Origin of the sequence: Amycolatopsis sp. NPDC049252 (assembly GCF_043197175.1) — a bacterium.
GTDB lineage: Bacteria > Actinomycetota > Actinomycetes > Mycobacteriales > Pseudonocardiaceae > Amycolatopsis.
Genome location: NZ_JBICSQ010000011.1, coordinates 135,910 through 154,570, shown reverse-complemented (window position 1 = coordinate 154,570; position 18,661 = coordinate 135,910). Strand labels below are relative to the sequence as shown.

Below are 18,661 nucleotides of genomic sequence, written 5' to 3'. Positions count from 1 at the left end.
GAACCCTCGACGAGGAGGATGGGAATGCGTGAGCGGGAACCGACTTTCACGGCCGTCATTCGCCACCCTCCGGGATTCGCGTCAGCCGCTCGCTGACGCGTCACCGACTGGGGGCCCGCTCAGCCCGGCGGCGGGGGCGGGCCCCCACTTTTCCCGGTCGCTGTCCCGCGTCCCGGCGGCGGGGTAGCGGGACAGCGGCCAGGTTCGGTCCGGCAGAGTGTCGGGCATGGACGAGCTGTACCCGCCGCTCCCCGCGCGGGCCGAAGGATTCCTCGACGTCGGCGACGGGCACCGGATCCGGTGCCAGGAAGCGGGAAACCCGGACGGGAAGCCGGTCGTGGTGCTCCACGGCGGGCCGGGCAGCGGGATCGCGCCGATGGCGCGGCGGCACTTCGACCCCGAGGGCTACCGGATCGTCCTGTTCGACCAGCGCGGTGCCGGGCGGTCCACGCCGAGCGCCGACGACCTCACCGCCAACACCCTGTGGCACCTGGTTTCCGACATGGAGACCCTGCGCGAACGGCTCGGCATCGAGCGGTGGCAGCTCTTCGGCGGCTCGTGGGGCGCAACCCTCGCCCTCGCCTACGCCGAGACACATCCTTCACGGGTCAGCGAAATCATCCTGCGCGGCGTCTTCACCGTGCGGCAGAGCGAGCTGGACTGGATCTACCGCGGCGGCGCGGCCAACCTGTTCCCACGGGAGTGGGAGGCCTTCCTGGCCCCGATCCCGGCGGACCGGCGCGACGACCCGCTCACGGCGTACGGCGACCTGCTCGCCGACGCCCGGGTCCGCGACCAGGCGGCGATCGCGTGGAGCAGATGGGAGGGCGCGACGGTTTCCCTGTACCCACAGGAATCGTTCGTCCTGCAGTACGCCGAACCGGCGTTCGCCCTGACCTTCGCCCGGCTCGCGGTCCACTACTTCACCCACGGCGCCTGGCTGGAGGACGGTCAGCTGATCCGCGACGCGGGCAGGCTGGCCGGGATCCCGGGGGTGATCGTGCAAGGCCGTTACGACGCGGTGTGCCCGCCGACGACGGCTTACGAACTGCATCGGGCGTGGCCGGGGTCGGAGCTGAAGCTGATCGAAGGGGCGGGGCACGCGGTGACCGATCCGGGCGTCCTGGCCGCGCTGCGGGCCGCGACGGACTCATTCCGCCCGTAGCCCGGCAAACGTTCGGCTGCGGCAGACCCGGGTACTAGAGCCTGCCGCCCGAAGCCGTGTCACCGGACAGGCGCTGGGCCAGGTACACCGGCACCGTCGACGCCACGATCAGGACCGCCGCCACCACGTTCACGATCGGGGCCTGGTTCGGCCGGAACAGGTTGTCGTAGATCCAGATCGGCAGCGTCTCCATGCCCGTGCCCAGGGTGAACGTCGTCACGATGATCTCGTCGAACGACAGCGCGAACGCCAGCAGGCCGCCCGCCAGCAGGGCCGAGCGCAGCATCGGGAACGTCACCAGGCGGAACGTCGTGAAGCCCGTCGCGCCCAGATCCATCGACGCCTCCTCCAGGCTGCCGCCCATCCGGCGCAGGCGCGCGACGACGTTGTTGAACACCACCACGATGCAGAACGTCGCGTGCGCGATGATCGCCGTCAGCAGGCCCAGGTTGATGCCGAGGATCGTCCGGAACGCGTTGTTCAGCGCGATGCCCGTGACGATCCCCGGCAGGGCGATCGGCAGGATGATCAGCAGCGACACCGGGTTGCGGCCGAAGAACCGGTAGCGCTGCAACGCGAACGCGGCCATCGTGCCGAGGACCAGGGCGATCGCCGTCGCCGCCAGGCCGGCCTCGACGCTCGTCCACAGCGCGTGCAACGCACCTTCGTTCGAGGCCGCGCGGCGCCACCATTCGAGGGTGAAACTCGACGGCGGCCAGCCGAACGTCGTGTCCGCGTTGAACGAGTTCAGCAGCACCACCAGCAGCGGGAAGTAGATCACCGCCAGGCCGAGACCCAGAGCCGTCCACAGCAGCACCCGAGACGTCCGCACGCCCACGCTCCTAGAGGTTGTCCAGCGCGCCGGTACGGCGCACCGCGGCCAAGTACCCGAACATGATCACCACGGGCACGGTCGCCACCGTCGCCGCGAACGGCAGGTTGTTCGCCGCGCCGATGTTGTCGTAGACGACGTTGCCGAGCATCTGCGACGTGCCGCCGACGATCTTCACCGTGATGTAGTCCCCCAGCGACAGCGAGAACGTGAAGATCGAGCCCGCCACGATCGCCGGGAACGTCAGCGGCAGGATCACCGAGCGGAACGTCCGGAACGAGCGGGCGCCGAGGTCGCCCGAAGCGTCCACCAGGGAGTCCGGCAGCCGCTCGAGGCCCGCGTAGATCGGCAGGATCATGTACGGCAGCCAGAGGTACGACAGCGTGATGATCGTCGCCGTGACGCCGTAACCGGGCGAAAGCCAGTTCAGGGCGCCGTTGCCGGACAGCATCGACCGCCAGGCGTACGCCTTCACCAGGTAGCTCGCCCACAACGGCGTCATCACCGCGATCACCAGGATCCGCTGCGCGCGCGGCGACGCCAGCTTGGCCATCGCGAACGCCATCGGAAACGCGATGACCGCGTCGATCACGGTCACCAGCGCCGCGATCCCGACCGTGCGGAAGGTGATCGTGCGGTACACCGCGTCGCTGAACAACGTCTTGAAGTTGTCCAGCGACCATTCGATGACGACCTGGCCGGTGAACGCGTCGGTGTGCCAGAACGCCGTCACGAACAACGCGGCGAGCGCGCCCAGGTAGGCCAGGCCCAGCCAGAGCAGCGGGGCCGAGAGCAGGAAACCCAAGCGCAACCTGGGTTTCCGGTAGAAGAAGGCCGATACGGCGGTCATGTCAGCCCTTGATCTCGGTCCAGGCCTTGGTCCACTCGCCGTAGTCCTTGCACTTGACGTCCGTGCGGCCGTCGAGGCACTGCGGGATCGGCGTGGTCCAGTACGCGATCTTCGCCGCGTACGCCGCGTCGCTGGCGTGGTAGGTGTCGCAGAGGGTCTTGTCCGTCATCTCCGCGCACGCCTTCGCGTTCGCCGGCGCCTCGCCGAAGTACTCGGCGACCTGGGCGTTCACCTTGGGGCTGACGATGTAGTCGAGCCACTTGTACGCACACGTCTTGTGCTGCGACTTCGCCGCGACCATCCAGGTGTCCGACCACCCGGTCGCGCCTTCGCTCGGCACCGCGGACTCGAGCGGCGCGCCCTCGCCCTTGGTCAGGTTGACCGTGACCTGCCAGGCCGTGCCGACGACGGCGTCCGCGTTCTTCAGCGCCTGCGACTCCTTGAGGTAGTCCGACCAGTACTCCGACACCAGCGGCCGCTGCTGCTTGAGCAGGTTCACCGCGGCGGTGAACTGCTTGTCGTCCAGCGCGTACGGGTTCTTGATGCCCAGGTCCGGCTGGTGCGCCATCAGGTACAGGGCCGCGTCGGCGATGTAGATCGGCGAGTCGTAGGCGATGACCTTGCCCTTGTACGGCGAGTTCGCGTCGAACATCACCGACCACGAGCTCGGCGCCGGCGTCACCTTGTCGGTGCGCCAGGTCAGCAGGTTCGCGCCCCAGCCGTGCGGGATGCCGTAGGCGACGCCGCCGACGCTGTTCCACGACTTGTCCTTGAGGAACGGCTGGACGTCGGCGTAGTTCGGCACCAGCGCGGTGTTCACCGGCTCGACGTCCCCCGAGGCCACCAGCCGCAGCGATGCGTCGCCGGACGCCGACACGACGTCGTACTGGCCGGTCTTCATCAGCGTGACGGCCTCGTCGGACGTCCCGAACGGCTTGACGTTGACCTTGCACCCGGTCTGCTGCTCGAACGGCGTGACCCAGTTGACCTTCGGGTCGTTCGAGCCGTTCTCCGCGTACCCGGGCCAGGCCAGCACGTTCAGCTGGCCTTCCGGCTGCCCGAGCGCCTTCAGCGCCTCCAGCTTCGGCGGGGTGAACCCCTGCGCACCGGGCGGCGCGGACGAACTCGTGCCCGACGTGCCACATGCAGCCAACAGCAGGCTGGCGCCGAGGAGCCCGGCCAGCCGCGTCTTCCTGTTCTTCATGGCAACCCTTTCACTGACCGGGGACTTGGAAGCTGTGTTCGTGGCGCCAGCTGAGCCGGACGCGGCCGGCTGCCAGGGCGCCGTCGGCGTTCTGCCGGACGACCGACAGCTGGCCGCCGGCGTCGAGGGCGACGGAGTAGCGCACGGTCGCGCCGGCGTAGACGACGTCGGTGACCGTGCCGGTCGCGCTGGTCTCCCCCGCGGCGGCGGGCTCGGACAGCTCGTCGTCGATGCGGATCTTCTCCGGCCGGATGCTGAACAGGCCCGGCCGGCCGATCACCGACTCGGCGCCGCGGCCGCCCAGCAGGTTCGACGTCCCGACGAAGCCCGCGACGAACGCGCTCGCGGGCCGTTCGTAGACCTCTTCGGGCGGGCCGACCTGCTCGATCCTGCCGTCGTTGAACACCGCGATCCGGTCGCTCATGGTGAGCGCCTCGTCCTGGTCGTGGGTGACGAAGACGAACGTGATGCCGACGTCGCGCTGGATCTGCTTGAGCTCCAGCTGCATCGCCTGCCGCAGCTTGAGGTCGAGCGCGCCGAGCGGCTCGTCGAGCAGCAGCACCTTGGGCCGGTTGACCAGCGCGCGGGCGAGCGCGACGCGCTGGCGCTGGCCGCCGGAGAGCTGCGACGGCTTGCGGGAGCCGTAGTCGTCCAGCCGCACGGTCTTGAGGGCCTCGAGCGCCCGCTCACGGCGTTGCTGCTTCGGGACGCGCTTCACGCGCAGGCCGTACTCGACGTTCTGCTGCACGCTCATGTGCGGGAACAGCGCGTAGTCCTGGAAGACCGTGTTGACGTCCCGCTCGAACGGCGGGAAACGACTCACGTCACGGCCGGCCAGCTCGATCGTGCCCTCGGTCGGCAGCTCGAACCCGGCGATCATCCGCAGCACGGTCGTCTTTCCGGAGCCGGACGGGCCGAGCATCGAGAAGAACTCGCCGGGCGGGATGTCGAGGTCGACGCCGTCGACCGCGTGGACGTCGCCGAAGTGCTTGCGCAGCCCGGAAAGCCGGACGGCGGGCTGCTCGGTCTCCACTGGCGGCTCGGATTCGGCCCGGGTCTCGGAAGGTGCTTGGTTCGGTGCTTGGTTGGGCATCGCCAGCCTCACAGAGCGCTCATGACGTGCTTGATCCGGGTGTAGTCCTCGAGGCCGTACAGCGAGAGGTCCTTGCCGTAGCCGGACTTCTTGAAGCCGCCGTGCGGCATCTCGGCCACCAGCGGGATGTGCGTGTTGATCCAGACGCAGCCGAAGTCGAGCTTCGCGGCCAGGCGCATCGCGCGCTGGTGGTCGCGGGTCCAGACCGACGACGCGAGCGCGTACTGGACGCCGTTCGCGGCCTTCAACGCCTCGGCCTCGTCGGCGAACCGCTGGACGGTGATGACCGGGCCGAAGATCTCGTTCTGGCTGATCTCGTCGTCCTGCTTGACGCCGGAGACGACCGTGGCCTCGTAGAAGTAGCCCTCTTCGCCGGCTCTGCGTCCTCCACAGTGGACGGTCGCGTGCCCGGGCAGCCGATGGATGAAGCCGGCCACCTTCTCCAGCTGGGCCGCGTTGTTGAGCGGCCCGTACGCGACGTCTTCGTCGTCCGGCTTGCCGGTCTTCGTGGCCTCGGCCTGCCGGGCCAGCGCGCCGACGAACTCGTCGTGCACCTCGTCGGCGACCAGCACCCGGGTGGCGGCCGTGCAGTCCTGGCCGGCGTTGAAGTAGCCCGCGACGGCGATGGCCTCGGCGGCGGCTTCGAGGTCGGCGTCACCGAAGACGATGACCGGCGCCTTGCCGCCCAGCTCCAGGTGCACGCGCTTGACGTCGGCGGCCGCGCTGCGAGCGACCTCGATCCCGGCGCGGACCGAGCCGGTGATCGACACCATGGCCGGGATGTCGTGCTCGACCAGCGCGCGGCCGGTGTCGCGGTCACCGCACACGACGTTGAAGACGCCCGGCGGCAGGAACTCCCCGGCGATCTCGGCGAGCAGCAGCGTCGACGCCGGGGTGGTGTCGGACGGCTTGAGCACGACCGTGTTGCCCGCGGCGAGCGCCGGCGCGATCTTCCAGATCGCCATCAGCAGCGGGTAGTTCCACGGCGTGACCTGGGCGCAGACGCCGACGGGCTCGCGCCGGACGAACGACGTGTGGCCCTCCAGGTACTCACCGGCCGAGCGCCCTTCGAGCACGCGCGCCGCCCCGGCGAAGAACCGGAGCTGGTCGAGCAGCATCGGGATCTCTTCGGCCATGGTCAGCGCGATCGGCTTGCCGGTGTTCGCGGATTCGACGCGCACGACCTCGTCGGCGCGAGCTTCGAGCGCGTCGGCGATCTTCAGCAGCGCGAGCTGGCGCTGGGCGGGCGTCGTCGCGCGCCAGGTCTCGAACGCGGTGGCCGCGACCTGCAGCGCGTTGTCGACGTCCTCGGGTCCGGCGATCGGCGCGGTGCAGTAGGGGCGCCCGGTGACCGGGTCGGTGATCTCCGCCGTCCGGCCCGACTTGGACTCGACGTACGCGCCGCCGACGTAGTGCTTCAGCTCCTGCACGATGACTCCCTCGGGGGTTCGCGGAGCTAAAACATATAAGTCCATATGTAATAGGACAAGTGGATCAGGCAAGATTGGTGCGAACGGGTTCTCCGACGGCGAAGGGTCACGATGCGCAAGGGCATGTCGCACAGCGCGCGGTCCGCCATGTTCGCCCCGCTCGGCCAGGTCGGGCGGGCGGAAGCGGTGGCGGCGCGGCTCGTCGACGCCATCACCCTCGGCCTGCTCGCCGACGAGGAGCAGCTGCCCAGCGAGGCCGACCTGGCCGCGCAGTTCGGCGTCTCGACCGTGACGGTCCGGGAGGCGCTCGTGGCGCTGCGGCAGCAGGGCCTCGTCGAGACGCGGCGGGGGCGCAGCGGCGGCAGCTTCGTCCGCACGCCGGCCAACCCGCCCTCGGACCTCTGGCGCGAACGGCTGCAGGAGGTGTCGCTGTCCGACCTGCGCGACGTCGGCGACCACTACCTCGCGATCGCCGGGGCGGCCGCCAAGCTCGCCGCCGAGCGCAGCTCCTCCGAGGACGTCGAACGGCTGCGGCTGGCCACCGAAGACCTCCGCACGGCGCACGGCATCGACTTCACGCGGGCGGAGCGGCAGTTCCACCTGGAGATCGCGGCGGCCGCCCAGTCGCCGCGGCTGACGCACGAAGAGGTCCACCTGCAGGCCGAGCTGGGCGGACTGCTGTGGCTGCCGCTCGGGACCCACCCGTACGAGGAGCACACGGCGATCACCGCGGCGATCGCGTCGGCCGACGGCGACCTGGCCCGCAAGCTCACCGAGGAGCACCTCCTGGGCGCCCTCGACCGGCTCGCGGACGTGCACCTCGACTTGCTCACCCCGTAAGCTCCGTCCCAACCCCGCGCATCGAGGTGAGCACCGTGAACGACACCCGCACGCTGGCCGGCGACGAGGTCGTCGAGCACGTTTCCGCTTTGGTGGAAGGGGTTTTCGACCGGCTGAAGCCGCTGCTCGCGGCCGCCGAGTCGGTGCTGGCCGACGACCCGGCCGCCGCGGCGCTGCACCGCATCCGCCCGGCCGTCACCGAGGCCCTCGGCGGGTTGATCGTCGGCGCGGGGTTCGTCAGCGCGCCGCGGGTGCTCCAGGATTCGGAGTTCGGCTTCGAGTGGTGGACTTCGGGTGAGCCGCCGTCCCAGTTGTTCATCAGCCTCGACCCGGGCAGCGAGAACTTCCTCGATTACACGCGCCAGTCGTGGTTCACGGTCCCGCGCGACACCGGGCGGCGCCACATCAACGGCCCGTACGTCGACTACCTGTGCACCGACGAGTACACCCTGACGTTCACGATCCCGGTGGTTTCGGCCGGCGTCTTCGCGGGCGTGGTGGGCGCGGACGTGTACGTGCGCGAGTTCGAGCGCGCGGTGCGTCCTCGGTTACGGTCCCTCGGACGCGGCGCCGCTTTGCTGAACGCGCAGGGGCGGGTGATCGTGTCCAACAGCGTCCGGCAGGCGACGGGATCCTTGGTGCGCGAGGTGGACGTCCCGGCTTGGTGGTCGTCGGGCGCGGAGCCGGGGCCGGTGCTGCGTCGGTGCGGGGATTCGCCGATCGTGCTGGTGCGCTAGGTCCGAAGTGGACGCGACCACTGCGGCTCTTCTCGGCGCGGCAATCGGCGTGACCGGCACGCTCGGGGCCTCGAGATGCGACACGATGTTTACGTTCGGGCGATTCAACTCGCGCATGAAGCTGGCTCGGAGATTGTTCGCGCGCTGGTAGACATGCCGCTCGAAGCCGAGTTCGCGAACCAGATGCCAGGGATCGTGGCTAAAATGGTCCCGGTCGAAGCCGAACTCGAACTGCTCGGCGGCGCCGGACTAGCGGAGCAGTACTGCCTTACGACAGTTCATCGCCACAGGACGAGCGGACGTCGGCGTCAACTGACGGACGTCTGGAGAGCCACCCAGAGTTCGGCGCGCACGCCCGGTGAGTCGAGGTCGCGGCCGAGCAGTTCTTCGGCCTTCCGGATCCGGTTGCGCAGCGTGTGGCGGTGGACGCCGAGGCGGGTGGCCGCGGTGTCCCAGTGGCCGTGGTGCTCCAGCCAGCAGCGCAACGAGCCGACGAGGTCGCCGCGGCCGGTCTTGTCGTGTTCGCGCAGCGGGGCCAGCGTGTTTGCGGCGTAGATCCGCGCCACCACGGGGTCGATGAGCGACACCAGGCCGCGAGCGGAGTGCTCGGCGAAGGTCACCAGGGGCTTGCCGTCGGCCTCGGCCGCCCGCGCCGCCAAGTCGGCCTGCTCCGCACCTGCCTCGAAGTCCTCCAGCCGCACCGGGTCCGCCAGGCCGGCGTACATCGGCGGGACCGTCGCCGCGGCGGCCAGGGCCCGGTCCAGCACGTCCCCGCCCGAGCGGCCCACCACGAGCACCGCCGATCCCCACTCCACGAAGAAGAGGGAGTTGTCCCCGTCGAGGGCGTCGCCCACGCGGCGACGCTGCGCGGGCGTGCCGAACAGTGCGACCATCGCCCACGGCGGCTCGGGCGGGTCGCCCCACACCGTCGTGATCAGGCCGAGCGCCAGCTCGTGCTGCCCGGCGGCCAGCAGATCGGCCACCCCTTTGCGCAGGGACCACCACGCGTGCGTGAGGGTCAGATCCTGTTCCAGGGCAAGGGAAAGCAGCGACACCGCGGCGTTGACGACGTGCCGCCCGGCCGTGTCGAGCGGTTCGGGCGTTCCGACCGCGAGGATCCGGCGCGCGCGGGTGTGGAGGGTCTGCAGCACGACCTCCTCCCCGTCGAGCGTGAAGGCCCGCGTACCGGACCGAAGCTGCTTCGCCTCTTCGCGGACCGAGTCGGCGTGCGCGTGCGCGCTCGCGGGCGCGGCCTCGACGCTCGCGTGGTCGAAGAGCAGAACCCAGCCGTCGACCAGCTTGGTGAGTTTGCGCAGCACCCCCGCCGGGCCGCCCTTGCCGGCCGCCGTGCGGGTCAGTTCCTGCTGGGCCTTGCCGATGCGGACCGTCGTCGCGTACTCGTCCGCCGCCACCGCCCGCGACACCGCGCGGGTGATCGCGATGAACGGCGTCTCGCGCGGCACCTCCAGCAGCGGCAACCCGACCTCGGCGGCCGTGGCGACCAGCGTGGCCGGCACCTCGTCGTGGCTCAGGCCCACGCCGAAACCGAGCCCCGCCACCCCGGCGTGCACCAGGCGGCGGACATACGACGGCGACGTCTCCTCGTCCAGGGCCAAGCCGGTCGTGAGCAGCAGCTCGCCGCCTTCCAGGAAGGCCTGCGGGTCGGTCAGCTCCGTCGGGTGCACCCAGCCGATCGGGCGGTTCAGCGCGGCGTCGCCGGTGAGCACGCGCAGGCCGAGCGGGCGGTCGGCGGCCAGTCCTCGCAGCGTGAGTGCCATAACGGCCAATTCTACGCTCCGAATTCGCCAGTCCGGCCAGCTGACGGCAGCCGCGTCACAGCTCATCCTGAGGACGTCCACCCCCGTCCGGAGGAGCACGCCGTGACCGCAAGCACCACCGCCGAGCCGCAGGCCCCGGCACCCCGGCAGCGCCGGCTGCGCACCGAGATCCCCGGCCCCGCCTCCCGCGAGCTGCAGGAGCGGCGCGTCAACGCGGTCGCCGCCGGGGTCAGCTCGGTGCTGCCCGTCTACGTCACCTCCGCCAGCGGCGGCCTGGTCACCGACGCCGACGGCAACGTCCTGATCGACTTCGGCTCCGGCATCGCGGTGACCAGCGTCGGGCACTCCGCGCCGGCCGTCGTCGACCGCGTCCGCAAGCAGGCCTGCTGGTTCACCCACACCTGTTTCATGGTCACGCCGTACGAGGGGTACGTCGAGGTGTGCGAGGCCCTGGCCGAGCTGACGCCGGGTGACCACGCGAAGAAGTCGGTGCTGTTCAACTCCGGCGCGGAAGCCGTCGAGAACGCCGTGAAGATCGCGCGGGTGGCGACCGGGCGCCAGGCCGTCGTCGTGTTCGACCACGCCTACCACGGCCGCACCAACCTGACCATGGGCATGACCGCGAAGTCGGTGCCCTACAAGCACGGCTTCGGCCCGTTCGCGCCCGAGGTCTACCGGGTGCCAGGGTCGTACCCGTACCGCGATGGGCTTTCCGGCGAAGCGGCGGCGGCCCTGGCCATCGACCGGATCGAGAAGCAGATCGGCGGCGACCAGGTGGCCGCCGTGGTGCTCGAGCCGATCCAGGGCGAGGGCGGCTTCATCGAGCCCGCCCGCGGCTTCCTGCCCGCGCTTTCGGCCTGGTGCGCCGAAAACGGCGTCGTGTTCGTCGCCGACGAGGTGCAGACCGGCTTCTGCCGCACCGGTTCCTGGTTCGCGTCGAGCGAGGAAGGCGTCGTCCCGGACCTGGTCGCGACGGCCAAGGGCATCGCGGGCGGCCTGCCCCTCGCGGCGGTCACCGGCCGCGCCGAGCTGCTCGACGCCGTCCCGCCCGGTGGCCTCGGCGGCACGTACGGCGGCAACCCGATCGCCTGCGCCGCCGCGCTCGGCTCGATCGAGACGATGAAGGCCGAGAACCTGGCCGAGTCGGCGAAGCGCACCGAAGGGGTTGTCCTGCCGCGGTTGCGCGCGCTGGCCGACGAGACCGGCGTGCTCGGCGACGTCCGCGGCCGCGGCGCGATGCTGGCCGCGGAGTTCGTGCGACCGGGCACGACCGAACCGGACGCCGACCTGACCAAGCGCGTAGCGGCGGCCTGCCACCGGGCCGGCGTCATCGTGCTGACCTGTGGCACCTACGGCAACGTCGTCCGCCTGCTGCCGCCGCTGTCGCTGTCCAACGACCTGCTCGACGAGGGCCTCTCGGTCCTCGAGCACGCTGTCCGCACGGAGGTTCGCTCGTGACTTTCCCCTTCTGGGTCGCCGGAAAGCCGGTGACCGGCGGCGCCACGGCCGACGTCCGCCACTCCTTCGACGGCTCGCTCGCCGGGTCGCACTTCGTACCGTCCACTTCGGACGTCGAGGCCGCGGTCCAGGCCGCGCACGACGTCCGCGACGAGTTCGCGACGCTGCCCGCACACGTCCGCGCGGGAGCGTTGGACCACGTGTCCCGGGCGTTGGGTGAGCGGTCCGAGGAGATCGCCCAGCTGATCACGGCGGAGTCCGGCAAGCCGCTGAAGTGGGCGCGCGGCGAGGTCGGCCGGGCGGTGTCGACGTTCCGCTGGGCCGCCGAGGAGGCCCGCCGCTTCTCCGGCGAGCTGCAGCGCCTCGACACCGACCCGGGCGGCACCGGCCGCTTGGCGCTGGTCCGGCGCGTGCCCCGCGGTCCGGTGCTGGGTATCACGCCGTTCAACTTCCCGCTGAACCTGGTGGCGCACAAGGTGGCCCCGGCGATCGCGGCCGGCGCGCCGATCGTGCTCAAGCCCGCGCCCGCGACGCCGCTGACGGCGTTGCTGCTGGGCGAGATCCTGGCTGCCACCGACCTTCCGGCGGGCTCGTGGTCGATCCTGCCGGTGGACAACGAGACGTCGTCGCGGCTGGTCCAGGACCCGCGGCTGCCGGTGGTCTCGTTCACCGGCTCGGTCCCGGTCGGCTGGAGCATCCGCGACAGCGTCCCGCGCAAGCACGTCGCGCTGGAACTGGGCGGCAACGGCGCGGTCCTCGTCTGTCCCGATTGGACGGACCTCGACTTCGCGGCGCAGCGCATCGCGACGTTCGCGATGTACCAGGCCGGGCAGTCGTGCATCTCGGTGCAGCGGGTGTACGCGCACGCTGACGTTTTCGACACCTTGCAGGAGAAGGTGCTTTCTCAGGTCAGCGCGTTGCGGACGGGTGACCCGCGGGCCGAGGGTGTGGACGTCGGCCCGATGATCAACCTTGCTGCCGCCGCTCGTGTCGAGTCGTGGGTTTCCTCGGCGGTTTCCGCTGGTGGCACGCTCCTCACCGGCGGCTCGCGATCGGGCGCGACCTTCGAGCCGACAGTACTGGCGGACGTCCCGGAGGACGCGTCGGTGATGGCCGACGAGGTCTTCGGCCCGGTGGTCTCGCTGATCCGGGTCGCCTCGGTGGCGGAGGGGGTGGCGCGGATCAACGCGTCACGCTTCGGGCTGCAGGCGGGAGTGTTCACGCGGGACCTCCCGACGGCGTTCTCGGTGTCGGCCGCGTTGCAGGTCGGCGGGGTTGTGGTGGGCGACGTCCCGAGCTTCCGCGCGGACCAGATGCCGTACGGCGGGGTGAAGGACTCGGGCGTGGGCCGCGAAGGCCCGGCGTCGGCGATGGCGGACTTCACGGAGGAGCGGGTAACGGTCTTGACGGGTCTGACGCTGTAAGCGGTGTGAGACCGCTGATCCTGCTTGACGTGGACGGCCCGCTGAGCCCGTGGGCCGCACCGCGCCACGCGAAGCCCGCCGGCTACGTCGAGCACCAGCTGCGGATCTCGCGCTGGAGCCGGCGCCGGCAACGGATCTGGCTGAACCCGGCGCACGGCCCGGCGCTGCTCGCCCTGGCCGGTTCCGCGGACGCGGAGCCGGCCTGGGCGACGAGCTGGGAGGACCGGGCGAACGCCCAGGTGGGCCCGGCCATCGGCCTGCCGCCGCTGCCGGTCGTCCGGTTCGCCGGCCAGCTCGAAGCCCGGCCCACGACGTGGAAGTTCGGCCCGGTGGCCCGGTTCGCGGCCGGTCGCCCGCTGGCCTGGTTCGACGACGACTTCGACCTCTTCCCCGCCGCCCGGCAGACGTTCCTCGACCGCCGCGGCGACCTGCCGACCGAGCTGATCGCCGTCGACCCGCACACGGGCCTCGCCGCCGAGCACTTCGACGCGCTCGAGTCCTGGTTGCGCCGGCGGAAAACCGATCGCCCGCCCGCCGGTCCCGGCGTAGGTTCGCCGGAACCATGACACTGGCGCGCAAGGGTTCACGGCTCATCACGGTCGACGGCACGGACTACCGCTGGTCGGTCCGCCCGAAACCCACCTATTCGCAGGGCCTCGGCGCGACGATGACCTACTCCGTCGAACTCGCCGAGCGGCCCGGGCCCGTACTCGTCGTGGACACCGGACGGCCGCGGCCGGACAACTGGCTGGACCAGAGCACCGAACCGGTGACCCCGGCCGAAGTCGCCGACGGCGTTCGCGCCGCGCTGACCAGAGGCTTCGACTTCACAGCGCCGCCAGCGCGTCCGTCACCGCCTCGTGGGCCTCGACCAGCGAAGGCCCGTACCAGGTGAGGTGACGGCCCGAGACCAGGACGTACCGCTCGTCCGGGAAGTGGTCCGGGCCGTCCTCCTCGGTGAACAGGTACGGCTCGTCCGGCAGCACCAGCAGGTCCGCGTCCGCCGCGAAGTGGGCCCGCAGCTCCTCGACGTCCGGCCGCGGGTAGCGCTCCTCGGAAGTCGCGTACACGTTCGCGACGCCGACCCGCCGCAGAACGTCGCCCGCGAACGTCTCGCGGCCCAGGACGATCCACGGCTTGCGCCACACCGGGACCACCGCGTGGAACCGCACCGGCCGGACCTCGCGCCAGATCTCCTCGGCCTCGACCAGCCAGTCCGGCTCCGCCAGCTCGTACGCCTGGGTCAGGATCCGCCGCAGCGAACCGAGCGCGGCCGGGACCGAGGCCGACGCCGCCATCACCCACACCGGGATCCCGTTGGCGCGCAACCGTTCGACGTCCTCCGGGCGGTTCTCCTCCGAGTTGGCCAGCACGAGGTCGGGCGCCAGGTCCAGCACCCGGTCCAGCTTCGGGTACTTCGACCCGCCGACCCGCGGTACGTCCAAAGTGGACGGATGGGTGCAGTAGTCGGTGGCCCCGGCCAGCCGGCCGGGCGCGCTGACCTCGACGGCTTCGGTCAGCGACGGGACCAGCGAGACCACCCGCGACACCGAGTCACCGAGCGGAACCGGCTCACCGAGATCGTCGACCAGGTGCGTCATGCGCGTTCGAACGACACCTTCCGCTTCTCGACGTCCACCGCGGTCAGCCGGACGCCGATCCGCTCCCCCGCGGTGAGCTTCTCCCCCGAGCACTTCGCCATCACCGTCGGGTCCTCGACGAGGATCTCCGCCTTGTTCTCGTCCGCGCGCAGCACCACCGCGCTGAACTCGCCGCCCACGTGCTCGGCCAGCACCCACGCCTCGACCTGGTCGATGCACGCCCGCTCGACCTTCGCCGCGAGGGTGTCCGACGCCGTCATCCGCTCCGGGACGTCCGCCAGCGCCGCCCGCACCCACGCCGGGACGTCGCGATCGGCCGACACCGCGAGGCAGATCTCCGTCGCGAACCGGTCGACCAGCCGCCGGATCGGCGCCGTCACGTGCGCGTACGCGCCGCCGATGCCCGCGTGCGTGGTGAGCGCGGGCAAGCCGCCGTCGAACGCCGTGTAGCCGGCGCCGCGCAGCAAGCGCGTCGTGTCGGCGTAGATCGCCATCGCCGCCGGCTGCCGGGGATCCAGCCGGGACAGGAACTCCGAGACGGTGTCGGTGGCCGGCCAGGCGATGCCGACCGCTTCGGCGGAGCGGCGCAGCCAGTCGACGGCCTCGGGTTCCGGGTCGGGCAGCGTGCGCAGGACGCCGATCTTCGCGTCGATCATGATCTGCGCCGCGGCCATCCCGGTGAGCAGCGAGATCTCGGCGTTCCAGGCGTCGACGGCGGTGCGCGGGCGCCGCGCCAGCACCCAGCCGCCGTCCGGGTCGCCGCTGATCTCCTGCTCGGGCAGCTGCAGCTCGACGGCACCGCGGCGGACGGCCAGCTCGCGGCGCCGCCGTCCCAGCTCGGGCAACGCGGCCACCGAAGGGTGCGGGTCACCGGCCTCGAGGGCGGCCTGGACCGTCTCGTAGTCGAACTGCTCGGTGGACCGGACCAGCGCGCGGCGCACCCGGGTCGCCGTCGGCTCGCCCGCTTCGTCGGTCTCGATGGTCCAGAGCACCGCGGGCCGGATCTCGCCGGGCAGCAGGCTCGCCGCGCCCTCGGACAGCACCGGCGGGTGCAGCGGGACGTTGCCGTCGGGCAGGTAGAGCGTCTGCCCACGGCGGCGGGATTCGCGGTCGAGCGCGCCGTCGGGCGGGACGAACGCGGCCAGGTCGGCGATCGCGTAGTGCACCCGGAAGCCGTGCGCGGTCCGTTCGACGACCATCGCCTGGTCGAGGTCCTTCGAGCCGGGCGGGTCGATCGTGACGAACGGCAGGTCCGTCGCGTCCTCCCGGGTCCCGGCGCTCGCCAGCGGATCCAGGACCGCGGCTTCCGCCTCGGCGAGCACCTCGGGCCCGAAGGACTCCGGCAGCGAAAACTCGGCACGCAGGGGGCCGAAGTCCCCGCCCGCCGAGTGTGTCCTGATCACGAGGGGAGGCACCCCCCAACCCTAACCCGCGAACGGCCCGGGAAACGCCACTGTGATCGCCCGATCGGGCTGGGGCCGGTCGGGTGTACGTTGACTTCCACAATAATGAAAACCGTCTTCATTTCCAAGAAGGGATCCGACCGTGAAGATCGCGTTCGTCGGCAAGGGCGGCAGCGGCAAGACCACGCTGTCGTCGCTGTTCGTCGCGTACCTCGCCGACGCCGGCCGGCCGGTGCTGGCCATCGACGCCGACATCAACCAGCACCTCGCGGTGGCGCTCGGCGCGACCGAAGAGGAAGCGCTCGCCTGGCCGACGCTCGGCGACAACATGGCCCTGATCAAGGACCACCTGCGCGGCGACAACCCGCGGATCCCGGACGCGGCGTCGATGATCAAGACGACCCCGCCGGGCCGGGGTTCGCGGCTGGTCCGGCCGTTCGAGGACAACCCGGTCTTCGCCGCCTGCTTCCGGCAGCTGGGCGGGGTCCGGCTGGGCGTCACCGGCCAGTTCGACGAGGACGACCTCGGCGTCAAGTGCTACCACTCGAAGGTCGGCGCGGCCGAGCTGCTGCTGAACCACATGGTCGACGTCGACGGCGAGTACGTCGTGATGGACATGACCGCGGGCGCCGACGCGTTCGCGTCGGGGCTGTTCACGCGGTTCGACGTGACGTTCCTGGTGTGCGAGCCGACGGTGCGCAGCGTGGGCGTGTACCGGCAGTACGCGGACTACGCGCGCGACTTCGGCGTGCGGCTCGTGGTGGTCGGCAACAAGGTCACCGACGACGAGGACGTCGAATTCCTGCGGGAGCAGGTCGGCGAGGCGCTGCTGGGGTGGATGTCGGCGTCGCGGCACGTACGCGCGGCCGAACGCGGCGCGGCCCGGCCGATCTCCGAACTGGAGCCGGCCAACCTCTCGACGCTGCGAGCGATGCACACGGCGGTCGACGCCGGGCAGCGCGACTGGGCGCGCTACCAGCGTCAAGCCGTCGAGTTCCACTTGCGCAACGCCAAGGCGTGGGCCGGCGCCGAGCTGGCCTCCCAGGTGGACCCGGAGTTCGTGCTGGGTCCGCAGGTGGTGGTCTAGTCGTCTTCGGCGTCCGCTTGCCGGGTCCGTTCCTTGGCGATGTCGAGGGCCCGCCGGGCCGTGGCCTCGTCGGGGTACGGCCCGAGCAGATCGATGCCGCGGCCGCGTTCGAGGTGCTCGACCTGGTTGGTGCGGGTGTTGTAGTACCACCCCGGGTCCGGGTTCGCGTCTTTCGCCATACCCCAAGCCTGGCATCCCCGGGCCGGTCTGTCAGCGCTTGTACCGGTAGGGGATCTCGGTCGGCTGCCCGGTGGGCCCGAACTCCTGCGGCTCCTCGGGTTCGGCGGGCTGATCGGTGAACTCGTCGAACCACCCGCGGGAAGGCATGGCGGTCCCCCGAGGAGGGGTATCGGCGTCCGACTGCGCGTTCGAGGGCTGCGGGAGAGGCTCCCGCCCGGGGAAAACAGGCGGCACGGCCGGGTTCGGCGGCTGGGGCGCGGAGTTCGGCCCGGGGAAAACCGGCCGGACGGGGGCGGCGTGCCTGGTCGGGAAGGACTGGGGGGTTGATTCCGGGCCGGGGAAGACGGGTTTCGGGGGTTGGGTGCGGGCTGGGTTGTTGGTCGGGGCCCAGTGCTGGGGAGTTTGCGGGTGGTTCGGCTGGCCGGGCTGGCTCGGCTGGCCTGGCTGCGGCGGGGTTGGTCCGTTCTGCTGGCTGGGTTGCGGCGTGGCTGAGCCAGGCTGCGGCGCAGTTGGGCCGGACTGCGGCCCGGTTGCGCCGGACTGCTGACCAGGCTGCGGCACGGCTGAGCCGGACTGCGACACGGTTGCGCCGGACTGCGAGGCGGCTGAGCCGGACTGCAGCCCGGTTGGGCCGGGCTGCTGGCCAGGCTGCGGCGTGATTGAGCCGGGCTGCTGGCCTGGCTGCTGCCCGAAGTGCGGCGCAGCCGAGCCTGGCTGCGATGTGATCGGGCCGGGCTGCTGGTGGCCAATCTGCGGTATCGCTGAGCCTGGCTGCGACGAGCCGGGGTGCAGCGTGCTCGGGCCCGACTGCTGGATGGAGGGGCCTGACTGGTGGTGGCCGGACTGCGGCGTGGTTGGGTCTGGCTGCTGGGTCGGACCTGACTGCGGCTGGGCGGGCTGCGGAGCCGCCGAGCCTGGGTGCTGACCGAACTGCGGCGCGCTTGAGCCCGGCTGCGGTGCAGCCGAACCGGGCTGAGGCGCGACTGGGTCCGGCTGTTGGCCGGCCTGAGGCACGACCGAACCAGACTGCGCCGCGACCGGACCCGGCTGCTGGCCGGGCCGGGCCGCGACCGGGCTTGACTGACCGGCCTGTGAGGCGGCCGGGCTTGGTTGCTGGCCGAACTGCGACACGACCGGGTCTGGCCGGCTGCTCTCCGGCCTTGACGGGCTCGCCTGCGGCTGGGCCTGACCCGACGAAGCGACCGGGCCCGATTGCGACAGAGGCTGGCCGGACTGCGCGCCAGCTGTCGCAACGGTCTGCTCCGGCTGAGGCGACGACAACGGGCCAGGCGATGCCGCGGCAGGCTGCGCAAAGGGTGGCACGGGGTGCTGGCCAGACGGCACCCCGGTGGGCGGCCCGTCCTGCGGTACAGCGGGCTGACCAGGCTGCGGTCCAGCGGGACCAGAGGGCGACTGCGAGGCAGGCGGCTCTATGCGCTGAACCGCCTGACCGCCCTGCGAAGCAGGCGGCGCGCTGGAGCGCGAGGCATCCTCGTCTGCAGGCTGTACCGCGGCCGACTTGTCGAGGTGCGGCGCAGGCGAGTCACCCTCTACGACAGGTAGCGGCTCGGCCGAGCGC

At 71.4% G+C, this 18,661-nt stretch carries 16 protein-coding genes; 7 read left to right on the top strand and 9 right to left on the bottom strand.

Features of this window, described 5'->3' with window-relative positions:
• Positions 1-226: 226 nt before the first annotated feature.
• The gene (pip, locus tag ACGFMK_RS16535; protein WP_392763224.1) at positions 227-1,165 is read left to right on the top strand and encodes a prolyl aminopeptidase; all 939 of its coding nucleotides are present in this window, start codon (positions 227-229) and stop codon (positions 1,163-1,165) included.
• 34 nt (positions 1,166-1,199) lie between these two features.
• On the opposite strand, the gene ACGFMK_RS16530 is transcribed toward pip, so the two are convergent.
• From ACGFMK_RS16530 to ACGFMK_RS16510, 5 genes are read right to left on the bottom strand one after another with little or no spacing between them, the layout of a single operon-like run.
• Positions 1,200-1,997, bottom strand: a complete 798-nt coding sequence (locus tag ACGFMK_RS16530; protein ID WP_392763221.1) for an ABC transporter permease — start codon at positions 1,995-1,997, stop codon at positions 1,200-1,202.
• Between the two features lie 10 nt (positions 1,998-2,007).
• Positions 2,008-2,847: an ABC transporter permease gene (locus tag ACGFMK_RS16525; RefSeq protein WP_392763218.1), complete on the bottom strand. Its 840-nt coding sequence runs from the start codon at positions 2,845-2,847 to the stop codon at positions 2,008-2,010.
• Between the two features lies 1 nt (position 2,848).
• Positions 2,849-4,051, bottom strand: coding sequence for an ABC transporter substrate-binding protein (locus tag ACGFMK_RS16520; RefSeq protein WP_392763215.1), 1,203 nt, complete (start codon positions 4,049-4,051; stop codon positions 2,849-2,851).
• A 10-nt stretch (positions 4,052-4,061) separates the two neighbouring features.
• Positions 4,062-5,144 carry an ABC transporter ATP-binding protein gene (locus ACGFMK_RS16515; protein ID WP_392763212.1) on the bottom strand — a complete coding sequence of 361 codons (1,083 nt, stop codon included), beginning with the start codon at positions 5,142-5,144 and terminating at the stop codon, positions 4,062-4,064.
• Positions 5,145-5,152: 8 nt separating this feature from the next.
• Positions 5,153-6,574, bottom strand: a complete 1,422-nt coding sequence (locus ACGFMK_RS16510) for a gamma-aminobutyraldehyde dehydrogenase (RefSeq protein ID WP_392763209.1) — start codon at positions 6,572-6,574, stop codon at positions 5,153-5,155.
• A 111-nt stretch (positions 6,575-6,685) separates the two neighbouring features.
• Here ACGFMK_RS16510 and ACGFMK_RS16505 point away from each other — a divergent pair, with 111 nt between their 5' ends.
• Both ACGFMK_RS16505 and ACGFMK_RS16500 read left to right on the top strand, forming a co-directional pair.
• Entirely contained in the window at positions 6,686-7,414 is a 729-nt protein-coding gene (locus ACGFMK_RS16505; protein ID WP_392763206.1) for a FadR/GntR family transcriptional regulator, read from the top strand.
• A gap of 35 nt (positions 7,415-7,449) precedes the next feature.
• Entirely contained in the window at positions 7,450-8,151 is a 702-nt protein-coding gene (locus ACGFMK_RS16500; RefSeq protein WP_392763203.1) for a cache domain-containing protein, read from the top strand.
• A gap of 308 nt (positions 8,152-8,459) precedes the next feature.
• On the opposite strand, the gene ACGFMK_RS16495 is transcribed toward ACGFMK_RS16500, so the two are convergent.
• Positions 8,460-9,929 (bottom strand): PucR family transcriptional regulator, encoded by a 1,470-nt coding sequence (locus tag ACGFMK_RS16495; RefSeq protein ID WP_392763200.1) that lies wholly within the window; start codon positions 9,927-9,929, stop codon positions 8,460-8,462.
• Between the two features lie 102 nt (positions 9,930-10,031).
• Between ACGFMK_RS16495 and gabT the strand changes: the two genes are divergently transcribed.
• The 3 genes from gabT to ACGFMK_RS16480 are packed head-to-tail and all read left to right on the top strand — an operon-like array spanning position 10,032 to position 13,377.
• Positions 10,032-11,387, top strand: a complete 1,356-nt coding sequence (gene gabT, locus ACGFMK_RS16490; protein ID WP_392763197.1) for a 4-aminobutyrate--2-oxoglutarate transaminase — start codon at positions 10,032-10,034, stop codon at positions 11,385-11,387.
• A complete protein-coding gene (locus tag ACGFMK_RS16485) occupies positions 11,384-12,811 on the top strand; it encodes an aldehyde dehydrogenase family protein (RefSeq protein WP_392763195.1) in 1,428 nt (475 codons plus the stop codon). Before gabT ends, ACGFMK_RS16485 begins: the two co-directional genes overlap by 4 nt.
• 29 nt (positions 12,812-12,840) lie before the next feature.
• Complete coding sequence (locus ACGFMK_RS16480; protein ID WP_392763190.1) at positions 12,841-13,377, top strand: hypothetical protein; 537 nt, start codon at positions 12,841-12,843, stop codon at positions 13,375-13,377.
• Between the two features lie 261 nt (positions 13,378-13,638).
• On the opposite strand, the gene ACGFMK_RS16475 is transcribed toward ACGFMK_RS16480, so the two are convergent.
• The gene (locus ACGFMK_RS16475; protein WP_392763188.1) at positions 13,639-14,412 is read right to left on the bottom strand and encodes a helical backbone metal receptor; all 774 of its coding nucleotides are present in this window, start codon (positions 14,410-14,412) and stop codon (positions 13,639-13,641) included.
• Positions 14,409-15,815, bottom strand: a complete 1,407-nt coding sequence (locus tag ACGFMK_RS16470) for an RNB domain-containing ribonuclease (protein ID WP_392763185.1) — start codon at positions 15,813-15,815, stop codon at positions 14,409-14,411. The genes ACGFMK_RS16475 and ACGFMK_RS16470 overlap by 4 nt, the downstream gene beginning before the upstream one ends.
• A 142-nt stretch (positions 15,816-15,957) precedes the next feature.
• Between ACGFMK_RS16470 and ACGFMK_RS16465 the strand changes: the two genes are divergently transcribed.
• Positions 15,958-16,902 carry an AAA family ATPase gene (locus ACGFMK_RS16465; RefSeq protein WP_392763182.1) on the top strand — a complete coding sequence of 315 codons (945 nt, stop codon included), beginning with the start codon at positions 15,958-15,960 and terminating at the stop codon, positions 16,900-16,902.
• Here ACGFMK_RS16465 and ACGFMK_RS16460 read toward each other — a convergent pair.
• Positions 16,899-17,081, bottom strand: a complete 183-nt coding sequence (locus tag ACGFMK_RS16460; protein WP_392763179.1) for a hypothetical protein — start codon at positions 17,079-17,081, stop codon at positions 16,899-16,901. The two genes, ACGFMK_RS16465 and ACGFMK_RS16460, sit on opposite strands and share 4 nt — an antisense overlap.
• Between the last annotated feature and the right edge of the window lie 1,580 nt (positions 17,082-18,661).